Origin of the sequence: Dyadobacter sandarakinus, from assembly GCF_016894445.1 — a bacterium.
GTDB classification, from domain to species: Bacteria; Bacteroidota; Bacteroidia; order Cytophagales; family Spirosomataceae; genus Dyadobacter; species Dyadobacter sandarakinus.
The window spans coordinates 5,429,898-5,443,500 of the sequence record NZ_CP056775.1; the positions used below are offsets into that span (position 1 = coordinate 5,429,898).

Genomic DNA, 13,603 nt, shown 5'->3' on the forward strand with positions numbered 1-13,603 from the left:
TATTCAGTCATTCAAAATTGATCCCGGCATGAAGTACAAATTTCTAAGCAACACAGGCGTACTGGTTTCCGAACTTTGCTTTGGTACCATGACCTTCGGCGGCGACGGCTACTGGGGTGCAATCGGGAAACTGCAGCAGGAAGAAGGTACCGGGCTTGTTAAAACCGCACTGGACAGCGGTATCAACTTCTTTGATACGGCGAATGTTTACTCCTATGGAAAATCGGAGGAAATACTGGGCCAGGCTTTCCGTGACCTGGGTATCCGGCGCAGTGAAGTGGTTATTGCCACCAAAGTGCGCGGTCGCATGGCACCCGGCCCAAACCAGATAGGGTTGTCGCGCCTCCATATCATGGACTCTGTAAATGAAAGTCTGCAAAGGCTGGGTACCGATCACATTGACCTGTACTATGTACATGGCGTGGATGCCGAAACTGCATTGGAAGAAACCATGCGTGGGCTGGAAGATATTGTCCGCTCGGGCAAGGTGAGGTACCTGGGTGTAAGCAACCATTCAGCCTGGCAGATCATGAAGGCTAACGGAATTGCGGAGCGGCACGGTTGGTCCAGGTTTGTAGCCTGCCAGCATTACTATACTGTAGCCGGCCGGGATATTGAGCGGGAGCTCATACCGATGATGCAGGACCAGAACCTCGCATTGATGCCGTGGAGCCCGCTGGCAGGTGGCTTTTTGTCAGGAAAATACGCCCGTGACAACCAGCCCGCAGGAGATAACCGCCGAGACAACTTTGACTTTCCGCCCATTGACAAGGAAAAAGCATATGATATCATTGATGTGATCCAGCCCATCGCTGCTGCCCATGGCGTATCCGTGGCGCAGGTTGCACTGGCCTGGCTCCTGCATCAGCAAAGTGTTACCAGTGTGATTATCGGTGCCAAAAAACCTGACCAGCTGCACGAGAACATTGCGGCGACAAACGTGGTGCTTACGGCCGAAGAACTTGCAAAGCTGAATGAAGTAAGCGCCCTGAAAGCGGAGTACCCGGCCTGGATGTTTGAACGCCAGGGCAGAGACCGTATTCCCGGCTGATCATGAGAAAGCTGGTTTTTATACTGTCTGTTCTTTTCCTTTCAAATGCCACCGCCCAGCAGCGGAGCGTTTCCATCACCATTGACGATGTGCCCAATGTGCATTTGTACAAAGAGGATGGAAATGTTTCTGTTCTGCAGCGGCGGCTAGACAGCCTGCAGGTACCTGTCGGTATATTCATCAATGAGGTCAATCTAAAACAGACCGGTGATGAAAAAGGCAATATCCAGCTCCTGAAAAGCTGGATTTTAAAGCCATATACCACAGTGGGCAACCATAGTTACTCACATTTCAATTACGGGGAGGTAGGAGCGGATGTATTCGAAAAAGATGTGTTGAAAGGTGCCGGGCTGACGGGTAAGATGCTGGCAAAAACCGGAAAGGCGATGCGGTACTTCAGGTTTCCATTCAATGCTTTGGGTAAAGACAGTGCGGCTCATGTGCATATGGAGCAGTTCCTGCAGAAACACGGGTATATCTCCACGCCGTTTACCGTCGAAAGTGAAGACTGGCTTTATACACAGCTCTATGAACATGCATTAAAAAACGGTAAACCTGCCGAGGCCAGACAGGTGGCTGAACGGTATGTAAACCGGACCCTGAAAGCATTTGCCTACTTTGATAGTCTGAGTACCGTGCTGCATGGCCGCCCGGTAAGGCAGATTTACCTTTGTCATGACAACAGGCTGAACACGGATTATCTCGCTGTGATCGTGCAGAAACTGAAACAGCAGCAATACAAAATGATTAGTCTGGAAGAGGCATTGGAAGACCCGCTGTATAAGTCCGTCGACTATTATGCGGGAAATGCGGGATTTTCGTGGATTTACCGCTGGGTACAGGATCCTTCCGAGCGGAAAAGATTATTGCGTGCTGAGCCGGAGGATGCGGAAACGCAGAGGGCTTTTGAAGCAATGGGTAAGTTGAGATAAAAAAAGAAAGCATGCTTTTGGGCATGCTTTCCGAAATGTTTTATGACTTAACTTAGATAACTCGAACGTTAACTGCGTTTGGGCCTTTTCTTCCATTTTCTACATCGTACGACACTTTGTCATTTTCACGGATGTCGTCCTGAAGACCCGAAACGTGAACGAAAATGTCCTTCTCACCAGTGGATGGTTGAATGAAACCAAATCCTTTGGAATCATTGAAAAACTTAACTGTACCTTCTGCCATTAGTATTGATCTTATATTTTAGAAACCAAATGTAGATAGAAAAAGCATATTTCCAAAAGTAAAATTGCAACTGTTAAAATTTTTCGCCTCATTTTTCATGACCGCCGCGCCATGTCTTTAACGTTTTTAAAAGAGCGCATATCGCCTTTCTGGTTGCCCAATGGGCATTTTCAAAGTATTTACCCTGCATTGTTCAGAAAAGTAGAGGGCGTAAGTTACAACCGTGAAAAAATTGTAACCGCTGACGGTGATTTCCTGAACCTGGATTGGACTAATACAGGTAGCCCGGGCGACAAGCCCCTGGTAATTCTGTCCCACGGACTCGAAGGAAGCAGCGACCGGCAATATATACTGGGTATGGTCAAGCTGCTCCACGCGCACGGCTTCGATTGCCTGGCCTGGAACTTCCGGAGCTGCGGCGGAGAGATGAACCAGACCGCCGGTTTTTACCACAGCGGTGCTACGCACGACCTGGCGGCTGTGATCGCCTGTGCCCTGGGCAAGGGTTACAGGCACATTCATCTCATGGGATTCAGTCTGGGGGGAAATCTTACCCTCAAATACCTGGGTGAAGCCGGCAGCGGCATTGATCGCCGCATTAAAAGTGCGCTTGTTTTCAGTGTACCCATGGACCTGAGGGCATGCAGCTTGGCGATCATAGCGCCCCGGAACCAGATTTACATGCATCGGTTTTTACAGTCACTCAAACCGAAGGTGCTGAGCAAAGCCGCACATTTTCCTGAACAAATAGATGTGAAGGCACACAAGCTGGTGAAAACGCTCTATGATTTCGACCATATTTATACGGCTCCCATTCACGGCTTCGACAGCGCAGACGATTATTACGAGCAGTGCAGCTCCATGCATTTCCTGGAACCTATTTCTGTTCCTACGATGATTATCAATGCAAAAAATGATCCGATTGTACCTTTTGAAAGTCTCCCGCTGGATGTGATCCGAAGTCACACGAAGGTTCAGATGCTTGCCACCCGCGACGGCGGACATTGCGGTTTCAGGCCGGCCAGGATGGATGATGCGTTTTACTGGTCGGAAAAGCGGGCACTGCAGTTCCTGCAGCATGGCACCTAGCTGTATGACAACAAAACTGATCCCGGTGTTATTTTGTTAGTGTCATATCTAAACGGATTTGTAATTTTGTGCCTTGTTGCAAAACAAAGGGCAAGTTACAAAGCCTGTCAATCTGGTTATTATTCAGTTATTCCCTGCTTCAATGTCCACTTTAACTCTCAATCCACCACCATTTATTATCATTGATTTTGACAGCACCTTCACCAAGGTGGAAGGGCTGGATGAACTGGCGGCTATCGCCCTCAAAGGCCACCCTGAGCGCGACTCGGTGGTAGGGAAGATTTCGGATCTGACGAACAAGGGGATGAACGGGGAAATGTCGTTTGCAGACGGATTGCGCCAGCGTATCGCGCTGCTCAAAGCCAGCCGCTCCCACATTGAGGAGCTGGTACAGGTGCTGCGCACCAAGATTTCCGATTCTTTCAAAAGAAACAGGGCTTTCCTTACCGAAAACTCGGATTACATCTACATTGTTTCCAGCGGTTTCAAGGAATTTATTGTGCCTGTGGCAACAGAGCTGGGCATTCGTGCGGATCATGTTTATGCCAATGAATTTGTTTTTGATGACGAAGGCAACATCACCGGCATTGACGAAACGAATGCGCTCTCTACAGATGGCGGTAAAATCAAGGTGCTTTCCCAGCTGAACCTTTCCGGGGACGTATATGCCATCGGGGATGGTTATACAGATTATGAACTGAAGGCATCAGGCCTGGCCAACCGGTTTTATGCATTTACAGAAAATGTAGAGCGCCCGAGGGTGATCGCAGTTGCCGACCATGTAGCCACATCATTCGACGATTTTTTGTTCGATAATAAATTCAGCAGAAGCCAGTCCTATCCCAAAAGCAGGATTAAGGTACTGCTGCTTGAAAATGTACACCCGGCTGCACTGAGGGCCTTTGAAGATGAAGGTTTCAATGTGGAGTTTGTGAAAGGTGCACTCGATGAAGACGAGCTCTGCGAGCGGATCCGGGATGTGTCGATCATCGGTATCCGTTCCAAAACCAATATCACCAAAAAGGTCCTGGAAAGTGCCAACCGGCTGATGGCCATCGGTGCATTCTGCATTGGTACCAACCAGATCGACCTGGAAGAGGCTGCCAAACGCGGGATTGCGGTGTTCAATGCACCTTACAGCAATACGCGCTCGGTGGTCGAGCTGGCTGTAGGCGAGATGATCCTGCTGATCAGGAATATTGTGGGTAAAAGCAATAGCATGCACCAGGGTATCTGGGATAAATCGGCCAACGGCAGCTTTGAAGTACGCGGCAAAAAGCTGGGTATGGTGGGCTACGGAAGCATTGGTACCCAGCTTTCAGTCGTGGCTGAGGCATTGGGTATGGAGGTGTATTTTTATGATGCAGTGGAAAAACTGTCCATCGGAAATGCCCGCAAGGTAAGCTCACTCGAAGAGTTGCTTGCGATTGCCGATGTAGTAAGTCTGCACGTGGACGGACGCAAGGAAAACACCAATATGATCGGCAAGCGTGAGTTTGACCTGATGAAAAACGGCGTTATTTTCCTGAACCTTTCACGGGGACATGTGGTGGACATCCAGGCACTGGCCGACGCTGTGAAAAGCGGCAAGGTAGCAGGTGCGGGTGTGGATGTATTCCCGAAAGAGCCCAAAACAAACGATGAAATGTTTGAGAGCGAGCTGCGCGGCCTGCCCAATGTAATCCTCACGCCCCACATTGGCGGAAGTACCGAGGAGGCGCAGGAAAATATCGGGCACTTTGTTCCGGCCAAGCTGCTCGAATTCATGAATAATGGAAGCTCTTACGGAAGTGTCAACTTTCCCGAGGTACAGCTGCCCAAACTGAAAGATTCGCACAGGCTGCTGCACATCCATGCCAATGTACCCGGCGTTCTAGCCAAGCTGAACCATATATTTGGCAAAAACAACATTAACATCACCGGTCAGTACCTGAAAACCAATGAACATATTGGTTACGTGATCGTGGACATTGCAAAAGGTTATACCGAAGAGTTTATCCAGGAAGTGAGGGAGCTGGAAGGTACAATCAGATTCAGAATGCTCTATTGAAATGAATGAGTGAATTAGTGAGTTAGTGAATGAGTGAATAGGACAAAAAACTCACTCATTCGCTCATTCACTAATTCACTAATTGAAAATATACGAATATGCCATTAACGTATTTTACCCCCGGCCCTGCCCACCTGTATCCAAGTTTTGAAAAGCATTTACAAACCTTTGTAAGCGGACAGCTGGGGTCTCTTTCGCACCGGAGCCAGCAATACCGCGATCTGCACAAGTTTACGGTTGATCAGCTACGTGTACTGCTCAATGTACCCGACTCCCATGCAATCTTGTTTCTTGGCTCGGCTTCCGAAGCCTGGGAGCGCATTTTGTTCAGCTGCGTGGAGCTGGAAAGCTTTCACCTGGTTAACGGATCATTTTCAAAGAAGTTTTTTGACTACTCCAATGCATTGAACAAGTATGCCCACAAGTTTGAAAAACCGATGGGGCAGGGGTTTAATGCAGCAGAGATTGAAGTTCCGGAGTATGCCGAGCTGATGTGTGTTACGCACAATGAAACAAGCTCGGGCGTCCAGATGCCGGTGGCAGAGATCCATAAGCTGAAACAAAAGTATCCCGACAAGTTTATTGCGGTGGATATCGTGTCCTCGGCTCCATATCCCGACCTTGATTTTAACCTGATCGATACCGCATTTTTCTCGGTGCAGAAAGCATTCGGCCTGCCTGCGGGACTGGGGGTTTGGATTGTTAATGAAAAATGCCTCGTCAAGGCAGAGCAGATCCGGAACCAGTATTCGATCGGTGCGCACAATGACCTGCCTACTCTTTGGAAAAATGCGCAGAATAATGAAACGCCAGCTACACCCAATGTGATGGGAATTTTTCTGCTTGGAAAAATTGCAGAAGAATTCAACCTACTGGGTGTGCAGAATATCCGAAAAGAAACGGAGCAGAAAGCTGCGCTGATTTATAAGTTTCTTGAAAAAACACCCGGTTTTTCTCCCTTTGTAAAAGAAAAACCTTACCGCTCTCAGACTGTAGTTGTGGCTGATACTGAAATCCCGTCCGCTGATATCATCCAAAAAGTTAAATCTGCCGGAATGGTCATCGGGAGCGGGTATGGGCAGTTTAAAGCTTCACAACTTCGTATCGCCAACTTTCCTGCCACATCCCGTGAACAGGTAGAAGCATTGCTGTCGGCGATTAAAGCTTAAATTTTTTTGTTTTCATACAAATGCAAAACCAGGTTGACTGATAGGTCAGCCTGGTCTTTTTTGTGATAAACCGGCAGACGTTTGTGCATAATTTCAATAGAAATGTCCAGTTTGCCGCTTTAAAGCGAATACGCATGTTTAATCTGATTTACAATGAAGCTACTAAAAACAACAGCATGGGCACTGCTCGCCGGAATGTTATGGACGGGTTGCGCCAAAAAGGAGGAAAGTGGGGAAGAGAAAAAGGAAGAAACTGCAGCTTCCGGTACGGGCCGGGAAATATGGACAAAGGAAGAAGCCAACAAATGGTATGAGGGCCAGAAGTGGCCGGTAGGAGCGGATTTCCTGCCAAGTACCGCTATCAACCAGCTTGAAATGTTCCAGGCGGAATCTTTTGATACTGCTACCATTGATAAAGAGCTGGGATGGGCCGAGAACATCGGCATGAATACAATGCGTGTGTACCTCCACGACCTGCTTTTTCAGCAAGATTCAGCGGGTTTTGTAAAGCGGCTGGATACATTTCTCAAAATCTCCGAAAAACACCATATCAAGCCCGTACTTGTTCTTTTCGACTCCTGCTGGGATCCCTTTCCCGAGCTGGGCAAACAGCGCGATCCCAAGCCGGGCGTGCATAACTCGGGCTGGGTACAAAGTCCGGGGCTGAAAGCATTAAAGGACAGCACGCAGCATCCGCGACTGGAAAGATATGTAAAAGGTACAGTGGGAGCATTTGCCAAAGATGGTCGTATCCTTGCATGGGATATCTGGAACGAGCCTGATAACCCAAATACCAGCTCCTATGGTAAGGTGGAGCTGCCCGATAAAGTGGATTATGTACTTCCATTGATGACCAAGGCCTTTGCCTGGGCAAGAACCCAGAACCCTGAGCAGCCGCTTACCGCCGGAATCTGGGCTGGCGACTGGACTTCGTACAATACTCTGAAGCCGATCGAGAAAGTAATGGTTGACCAGTCGGATATTATCACCTTTCACAACTACGAAAGTGCCGACAAGTTTGAGAAGTGTATCAAACAACTGCAGCAATACGGCCGCCCGATTATTTGTACGGAGTATATGTCCAGAGGAAACGGAAGCTTTTTCGGAGGGTCACTTCCAGTTGCTAAAAAATACAACGTAGGTGCAATTAACTGGGGACTTGTGAGTGGCAAGTCACAAACGATCTATCCCTGGGACAGCTGGAAAAAAACATATACCAAAGAGCCGGAACTGTGGTTTCATGATATTTTCCGTAAAGACGGCACACCGTACCGGAAAGCAGAGACAGACCTGATCAAAAACCTGACGGCTTCCAAATGATTCTGGTTTTGGTAAATTTTGCTGACCGATGAGGGGTTTGAAGATATGGCCTATTGCCTTTTTGCTGGCTGCAACGGTATTCCTTTCCTTCCGTTCCAAACCTCAGAGGCCAAATGTTATTTTCATTTATGCTGATGATGTAGGCTTTGGTGACCTGAGTGTATACGGGGCTACAAAAGTCCTGACGCCGCATCTCGACCGCCTTGCTAAAGAAGGTATCCGGTTTACCAATGCGCATGCAAGCTCGGCTACCTGTACGCCATCCCGGTTTGCATTGATGACCGGAGGATATCCCTGGCGGCAAAAAGGTACAGGCGTACTACCCGGCGACGCAGCCCTGATTATTCCTACGGACCGGCTTACCCTGCCGGGCGTTTTCAGGAATGCAGGTTATAAAACGGCAACGGTCGGCAAGTGGCATTTGGGACTGGGAGAATCCGGCAAGCAGATCAACTGGAACAAGCCGATTAGCCAGGGTCCCAATGAGGTTGGCTTTGATTATGCCTATTTCTTTCCTGCTACTTCGGACCGGGTTCCTACGGTTTTCATAGAAGATCATGATGTCACCGGCCTGGATACCGCTGATCCTATCGAAGTGGATTACAGCAGGAAAATAGGCAATGAACCGACGGGTAAGGAAAATCCCGAGTTGCTTAAACTGCCGGCATCCCCGGATCACGGACATAATAATACGATTGTAAACGGAATTGGCCGGATCGGGTGGATGACGGGTGGAAAGCAGGCACGATGGACTGATGAAGAGGTTGCGCATGTTTTTCTGTCCAAAGCAAAACAGTTTATCCAGGACAATGCCAAAAATCCGTTTTTCCTGTGTTTTTCCCTGAATGATATTCATGTTCCCAGAATGCCCAGTACGCAGTTCAAAGGAAAGAGTAAGATGGGTTTGCGCGGCGATGTGATCCTGCAGATGGACTGGACCGTGGGTGAGATCCTGGTCACGCTGGACAACCTGGGCATTGCCGACGAAACGCTGGTGATTTTTTCAAGTGACAATGGTCCCGTGCTTGATGACGGCTATGCCGACAGGGCCGTGGAACTGGCTTCCGGACACAAGCCGGCGGGCCCATTCCGGGGTGGCAAATACAGCGCTTTTGAAGGAGGAACACGCGTGCCCTGGATTGCACGCTGGCCTGCTGGCATTAAAGCGGGAGCTGTCTCGGATGCGCTGATCTGCCAGGTGGATCTGCTAGCCTCATTTGCCGGCTTTTTGGGTCAGAAGCCTGATCATGCTGACGCCGTGGATAGCTATGATGTGATGAATGCATTGCTGGGAAAAAGTCAATCCGGCAGGGAGTTTCTCGTCAAACAGGGCGGAGCACTCTCGCTAACCGAGGGAAACTGGAAATACATAGAACCCCGTGAAGGAAAAGCTTACATGGAATTAACCGGTATAGAAACAGGTGCGAATCCAAAACCGCAGCTCTACGACTTGAGCCGCGACCAGGGTGAAAAAACGAACCTGGCTGAGAAATATCCGGCCAAAGTAAAAACCATGGCCGCCAGACTCGAAAAGATCAGACAGGACGGAAGAAGCCGGTAGCACCAGGTCCGGAATTAAACTAAAAAATCCCGCTCATTCGAGCGGGATTTTTTAGTTTAAAGCTATTTGGATCAGGCTTCGACAGTTTCGCCTTTTGCAAGTTTTTCAAACTCACTTACGGAGATCGTCTGCTCGTCGGTAGTAACCTGGTTGCGGATCAGATCCAATACCTTGTTATCAAACATCTGGTTGAAAACGCTGGTATAGTTGTCGCGCTCCTTGTCGGCAAGGTAGCCCTGCGCTACGCGGTCGATGGTTTCACGCATATTTTCGTCATCACCATAGATACCGAACTGGCCTTTTACCATTTCACGTGTGAAATCCAGCAATTCAGGATATTCCACTTTCACACCGTCGCGGTCTGCAATTTTATTTTTAATAAGGCTCAGTTTCAAGGATTTTTTAAAATCTTCAAACTGCTCTTCAATCTGCTCGCGGGTGAACTTGCCTTCATTGGTACGTTCCAGCCATTCTTTCAGAAATTCCTCAGGCAGCTCAATGGAAATATTTTCCAGCAATGAATTTTCAATATCGCGGCGCAGCAATGCTTCTGTTTCACGCTCGTAGTTGCCTTTGATGATTTCCAGCACTTTCTCGCTGAACTGTTCTTCCCCCTCGGCCTGACCTGGTCCGAGTACTTTATCAAAAAACTCCTGGTTCAGCTCGGAAGGAGCCGAACGGTTTACATCTTCAACGGTCAGCGTGAATTCGCCGGATAGTTCGGCTGCATCTTCTTTTTTCTTCCCGGTAACATGTGCAATTGCAGACTCATCCGTAAAAGTATCGCGGATGTCAAAAATGATCACATCCCCTTTTTTTGCACCTACAAACTTGCTTAATGTTTCCTCTTTAATCTGCTTGGTAGGTACCGCAGTGCTGGTTGAGAATTCTGACGATGCTTGTGCCAGCGTTCCGTAAAGGATATCACCTGCCTCGCTGGTTTCAGGATGCAGTGTTTGTGCAAAACGTTCGCGCAGGCTGTCTACAGTTTTGGAAAGCTCGGCATCGTCCACATCAATACCATATCTTTTTACAGCGGGTAATTCACCCAGATTCACGTCGAAATCAGTAGCTACACCAAGGTTATAGCTGAATTCAAGTGCATTAGGGCTGTCCCAGTTCACTTCCGATGCTTTGTCGCGATCAGGAACCGGGTCACCTACAACCTGCAATTTGTTTTCACGGATGTAATTCGTTACAGCATTGCTGAGCAGGCTGTTGACTTCATCTACCAGGATGCTCTTACCATACATGCGCTGGATCACATGGGATGGTACCTTGCCAGGGCGGAATCCTTTCAGGTTTACACGCTTGGAATAATCCTTGATGGTTTTATCAACCTTAGGCTGATAGTCTTCCTTCGTCAGTGTAACTTTCAGAGAGGCTAATGTAGGCGAACTTTTTTCTAACAAAACTTCCATGTGTCGCTTATGCTTATGGTAATACCTAACAGAATATGAACGAAAAACAAAAATGCCCTCAAAACCAGGTCCTGAGGGCATTTGACGGGTCACTACGGAGCAGCTTCTGAAAAAAGGAATTGGACGCCCCGTCATTCCCCTGTTAATCTGTACGGGCGGAGGGAATCGAACCCCCACGCCTTGCGGCACTAGATCCTAAGTCTAGCACGTCTACCAGTTCCGCCACGCCCGCATTCGCCAATACATTCCGGCGCAAGCCGTCGAATTGGGAGTGCAAAGGTATTGTTAAATTTTAAATGCAAGCAAACTTTTCCCAAAAATTTATCATTTGGAAATCTGCTGTTTAACATTGTGGCTGGAATTTACTATTTTAGTGAAGCGTACTAATTAAATTATAGCAGTGGAGCAACTCGTTGAATCTCTCAACATTGATCTCGAACAGGAGCGGAAGGACATTCTCAAAAAGTACCGCAGGCTTTTGCGAACTGCGAAGCCCTATTTGAAGGATAATGACGCCAAATTAATCAAGAAAGCTTTTTACACCTCCGTAGATGCCCACAAGGACATGCGGCGGCGTTCGGGCGAACCTTACATTTACCATCCGCTTGCCGTAGCCCAGATCGTGGTTGAGGAAATCGGGCTTGGTACCACCGGCATTGTGTCGGCCCTGCTGCACGATGTGGTCGAAGATACGGACATGCGTATCGAGGATATTGAGCGGCTTTTTGGTAAAAAAGTAGCCAAGATCATCGACGGGCTGACCAAGATCTCGGGGCGCTTTGAATATGGTACCTCACAGCAGGCCGAGAATTTCCGGAAAATGCTGCTGACATTATCAGACGATGTACGGGTGATTCTTGTAAAGCTCGCCGACCGTCTGCATAATATGCGTACGCTAGACAGTATGCCACGCGACAAGCAGTTGAAAATCGCGTCGGAAACAATATTTATCTATGCTCCGCTGGCACACCGGCTTGGCTTGTACAGCATCAAGTCCGAGCTGGAAGAGCTTTATCTCAAATATACCGAGCCGCAGGAATACCGTGCGGTAGCCCGCAAGCTACGCGAGACCAAGAACATCCGCGACCGGTTCATTGCCAAGTTCATGGAGCCGATTGCACAGGATCTGGAAGCTGCGGGGCTTAATTTTATTCTCAAAGGAAGGCCTAAATCGATTTACTCGATCTGGAACAAGATGCGGAAGCAAAACAAGCCTTTTGAAGAGATTTATGATCTTTTTGCAATCCGTATTGTACTGGAATCACCTCCCGAAAGTGATCGTGAGAAGGCGATCTGCTGGCAGGCCTATTCTATTGTTACCGACCATTACAAACCCAATCCCGACCGCCTTAAAGACTTCCTGAGTACACCCCGGGCTAACGGATACCAGTCGCTGCATTCCACGGTGATGAGCAAAAGCGGACAATGGGTAGAAGTGCAGATCCGTACGAGCCGCATGGATGAAATTGCCGAGAAAGGCTATGCTGCGCACTGGAAGTACAAAGGCAACGATACCAAAGTGCGGGGTAACATTGAGCAGTGGATCACCCAGGTGCGGGAAACGCTTGAAAATGGATTCGGGGATAAAACCGCCGCAATCGAGTTTCTGGACGAGTTCAGGAGTAATCTCTTCAATGAGGAGGTTTTTGTTTTTACCCCTAAAGGAGAATTGAAAGTGCTGCAAAGCGGCGCTACGGCACTGGATTTTGCATTTGACATACACTCGGAAGTCGGTGCGCACTGCATGGCTGCCAAGGTAGGCGGCGCACTGGTACCCATCAGCTATGTGCTCAATAATGGCGACCAGATCGAAATCATTACTTCCGGGAAGCAAAAGCCTAATGAGGACTGGCTCAGGATTGTAGTAACTTCCAAGGCCCGCGGTCGGATCAAGGATTTTCTAAAAGAGGAAAACCGGCGGTACGAGACGGACGGCCGGCAGATGACCGAGAAAAAGCTCAAAACCCTCGGAATTGATCTGACCTCAGAAGTGGCCAACCAGCTGCGCGCGTTTTTTGAGTGTAAAACGCAGACTGATTTCTTTTACCGGATCGGGAAGGGCTATATTCAGCTGGATGAGCTGAAAAGGTTCAAGAGGGACAAGGAGATCAAAGAAAGGAAGCTTGCCGAAAGTTCAGGCAACAATAATTCAAATACGGTCAATCCGGCCTCGGATGGCGACGGAAAAGCATTTACCAAGTTCCTGAAACACATTCACGGCGACCGGGCGGATAGTGATACCCTGCTGATCGGCGATGATATGGACAAAATCGATTACAAGCTTGCCCAGTGCTGTAATCCGATTGCGGGCGATGACGTATTTGGCTTTGTGACGATCAATGAAGGAATAAAAATACACCGCACTACCTGCCCCAATGCAGCCGAGCTGATGTCCAAGCACGGCAACCGCATTATCAAGGCCAAGTGGGAGTCCAACAAGCAGGAAGCATTCTTGGCGGGGTTGTATCTTTCGGGAACAGATCGGGTAGGACTGGTGAATGATGTGACCAGAATTATCTCGAATGAGCTGCACATCAACATGCGTGGCCTGACCATAGATACCAAAGACGGCGTGTTCAACGGAGATATAAAATTGTATGTGCAGGATACCCGCCACCTCGATATTCTGATTGCCAAACTGGAACAGGTAGAGGGGGTTTACAACGTGCAGCGGTTTGATAATAATCTGACTGACAGCTGAGAGTTATGAACCTTTGTGGTGCAGATATGTTATGAAAACGGCATACGGCAATGTCCGTAATAAGA

At 48.5% G+C, this 13,603-nt stretch carries 10 protein-coding genes and 1 tRNA gene; 8 read left to right on the forward strand and 3 right to left on the reverse strand.

What is annotated here, in order from left to right; translation table 11 throughout:
• Positions 1-28: 28 nt before the first annotated feature.
• Complete coding sequence (locus HWI92_RS22430) at positions 29-1,051, forward strand: aldo/keto reductase (protein ID WP_204659470.1); 1,023 nt, start codon at positions 29-31, stop codon at positions 1,049-1,051.
• 2 nt (positions 1,052-1,053) lie between these two features.
• Entirely contained in the window at positions 1,054-1,983 is a 930-nt protein-coding gene (locus HWI92_RS22435; protein WP_204659472.1) for a polysaccharide deacetylase family protein, read from the forward strand.
• 52 nt (positions 1,984-2,035) lie between these two features.
• Here the strand turns inward: HWI92_RS22435 and HWI92_RS22440 are convergent, their stop codons facing one another.
• Positions 2,036-2,227, reverse strand: a complete 192-nt coding sequence (locus tag HWI92_RS22440; RefSeq protein WP_204659474.1) for a cold-shock protein — start codon at positions 2,225-2,227, stop codon at positions 2,036-2,038.
• Positions 2,228-2,338: 111 nt separating this feature from the next.
• On the opposite strand from HWI92_RS22440, the gene HWI92_RS22445 reads away from it, so the two are divergent.
• The 5 genes from HWI92_RS22445 (at position 2,339) to HWI92_RS22465 (ending at position 9,416) form a co-directional block, all read left to right on the forward strand.
• On the forward strand, positions 2,339-3,316 hold the full coding sequence (locus tag HWI92_RS22445) for a YheT family hydrolase (protein WP_204659476.1): 978 nt from the start codon (positions 2,339-2,341) through the stop codon (positions 3,314-3,316).
• 142 nt (positions 3,317-3,458) lie between these two features.
• A complete protein-coding gene (gene serA, locus HWI92_RS22450) occupies positions 3,459-5,366 on the forward strand; it encodes a phosphoglycerate dehydrogenase (RefSeq protein ID WP_204659478.1) in 1,908 nt (635 codons plus the stop codon).
• Between the two features lie 98 nt (positions 5,367-5,464).
• A complete protein-coding gene (locus HWI92_RS22455) occupies positions 5,465-6,535 on the forward strand; it encodes an aminotransferase class V-fold PLP-dependent enzyme (protein ID WP_204659480.1) in 1,071 nt (356 codons plus the stop codon).
• Between the two features lie 153 nt (positions 6,536-6,688).
• A complete protein-coding gene (locus tag HWI92_RS22460; protein WP_204659482.1) occupies positions 6,689-7,855 on the forward strand; it encodes a cellulase family glycosylhydrolase in 1,167 nt (388 codons plus the stop codon).
• A 37-nt stretch (positions 7,856-7,892) separates the two neighbouring features.
• Positions 7,893-9,416 (forward strand): sulfatase family protein, encoded by a 1,524-nt coding sequence (locus tag HWI92_RS22465; protein ID WP_229248485.1) that lies wholly within the window; start codon positions 7,893-7,895, stop codon positions 9,414-9,416.
• A 71-nt stretch (positions 9,417-9,487) separates the two neighbouring features.
• Here the strand turns inward: HWI92_RS22465 and tig are convergent, their stop codons facing one another.
• Complete coding sequence (tig, locus tag HWI92_RS22470) at positions 9,488-10,837, reverse strand: trigger factor (protein WP_204659486.1); 1,350 nt, start codon at positions 10,835-10,837, stop codon at positions 9,488-9,490.
• Between the two features lie 150 nt (positions 10,838-10,987).
• A tRNA-Leu gene (locus HWI92_RS22475) sits at positions 10,988-11,069 on the reverse strand.
• 168 nt (positions 11,070-11,237) lie between these two features.
• On the opposite strand from HWI92_RS22475, the gene HWI92_RS22480 reads away from it, so the two are divergent.
• Positions 11,238-13,538, forward strand: a complete 2,301-nt coding sequence (locus HWI92_RS22480; protein WP_204659488.1) for a RelA/SpoT family protein — start codon at positions 11,238-11,240, stop codon at positions 13,536-13,538.
• Positions 13,539-13,603: the final 65 nt, after the last annotated feature.

Bases quoted from the DNA above. Each gene is read 5' to 3' on its own strand.
- HWI92_RS22455 (WP_204659480.1), top strand. From the start codon at position 5,465: ATGCCATTAACGTATTTTACCCCCGGCCCTGCCCACCTGTATCCAAGT.
- tig (WP_204659486.1), bottom strand. From the start codon at position 10,837: ATGGAAGTTTTGTTAGAAAAAAGTTCGCCTACATTAGCCTCTCTGAAA.
- HWI92_RS22440 (WP_204659474.1), bottom strand. From the start codon at position 2,227: ATGGCAGAAGGTACAGTTAAGTTTTTCAATGATTCCAAAGGATTTGGT.
- HWI92_RS22435 (WP_204659472.1), top strand. From the start codon at position 1,054: ATGAGAAAGCTGGTTTTTATACTGTCTGTTCTTTTCCTTTCAAATGCC.
- HWI92_RS22445 (WP_204659476.1), top strand. From the start codon at position 2,339: ATGTCTTTAACGTTTTTAAAAGAGCGCATATCGCCTTTCTGGTTGCCC.
- HWI92_RS22460 (WP_204659482.1), top strand. From the start codon at position 6,689: ATGAAGCTACTAAAAACAACAGCATGGGCACTGCTCGCCGGAATGTTA.
- HWI92_RS22430 (WP_204659470.1), top strand. From the start codon at position 29: ATGAAGTACAAATTTCTAAGCAACACAGGCGTACTGGTTTCCGAACTT.
- serA (WP_204659478.1), top strand. From the start codon at position 3,459: ATGTCCACTTTAACTCTCAATCCACCACCATTTATTATCATTGATTTT.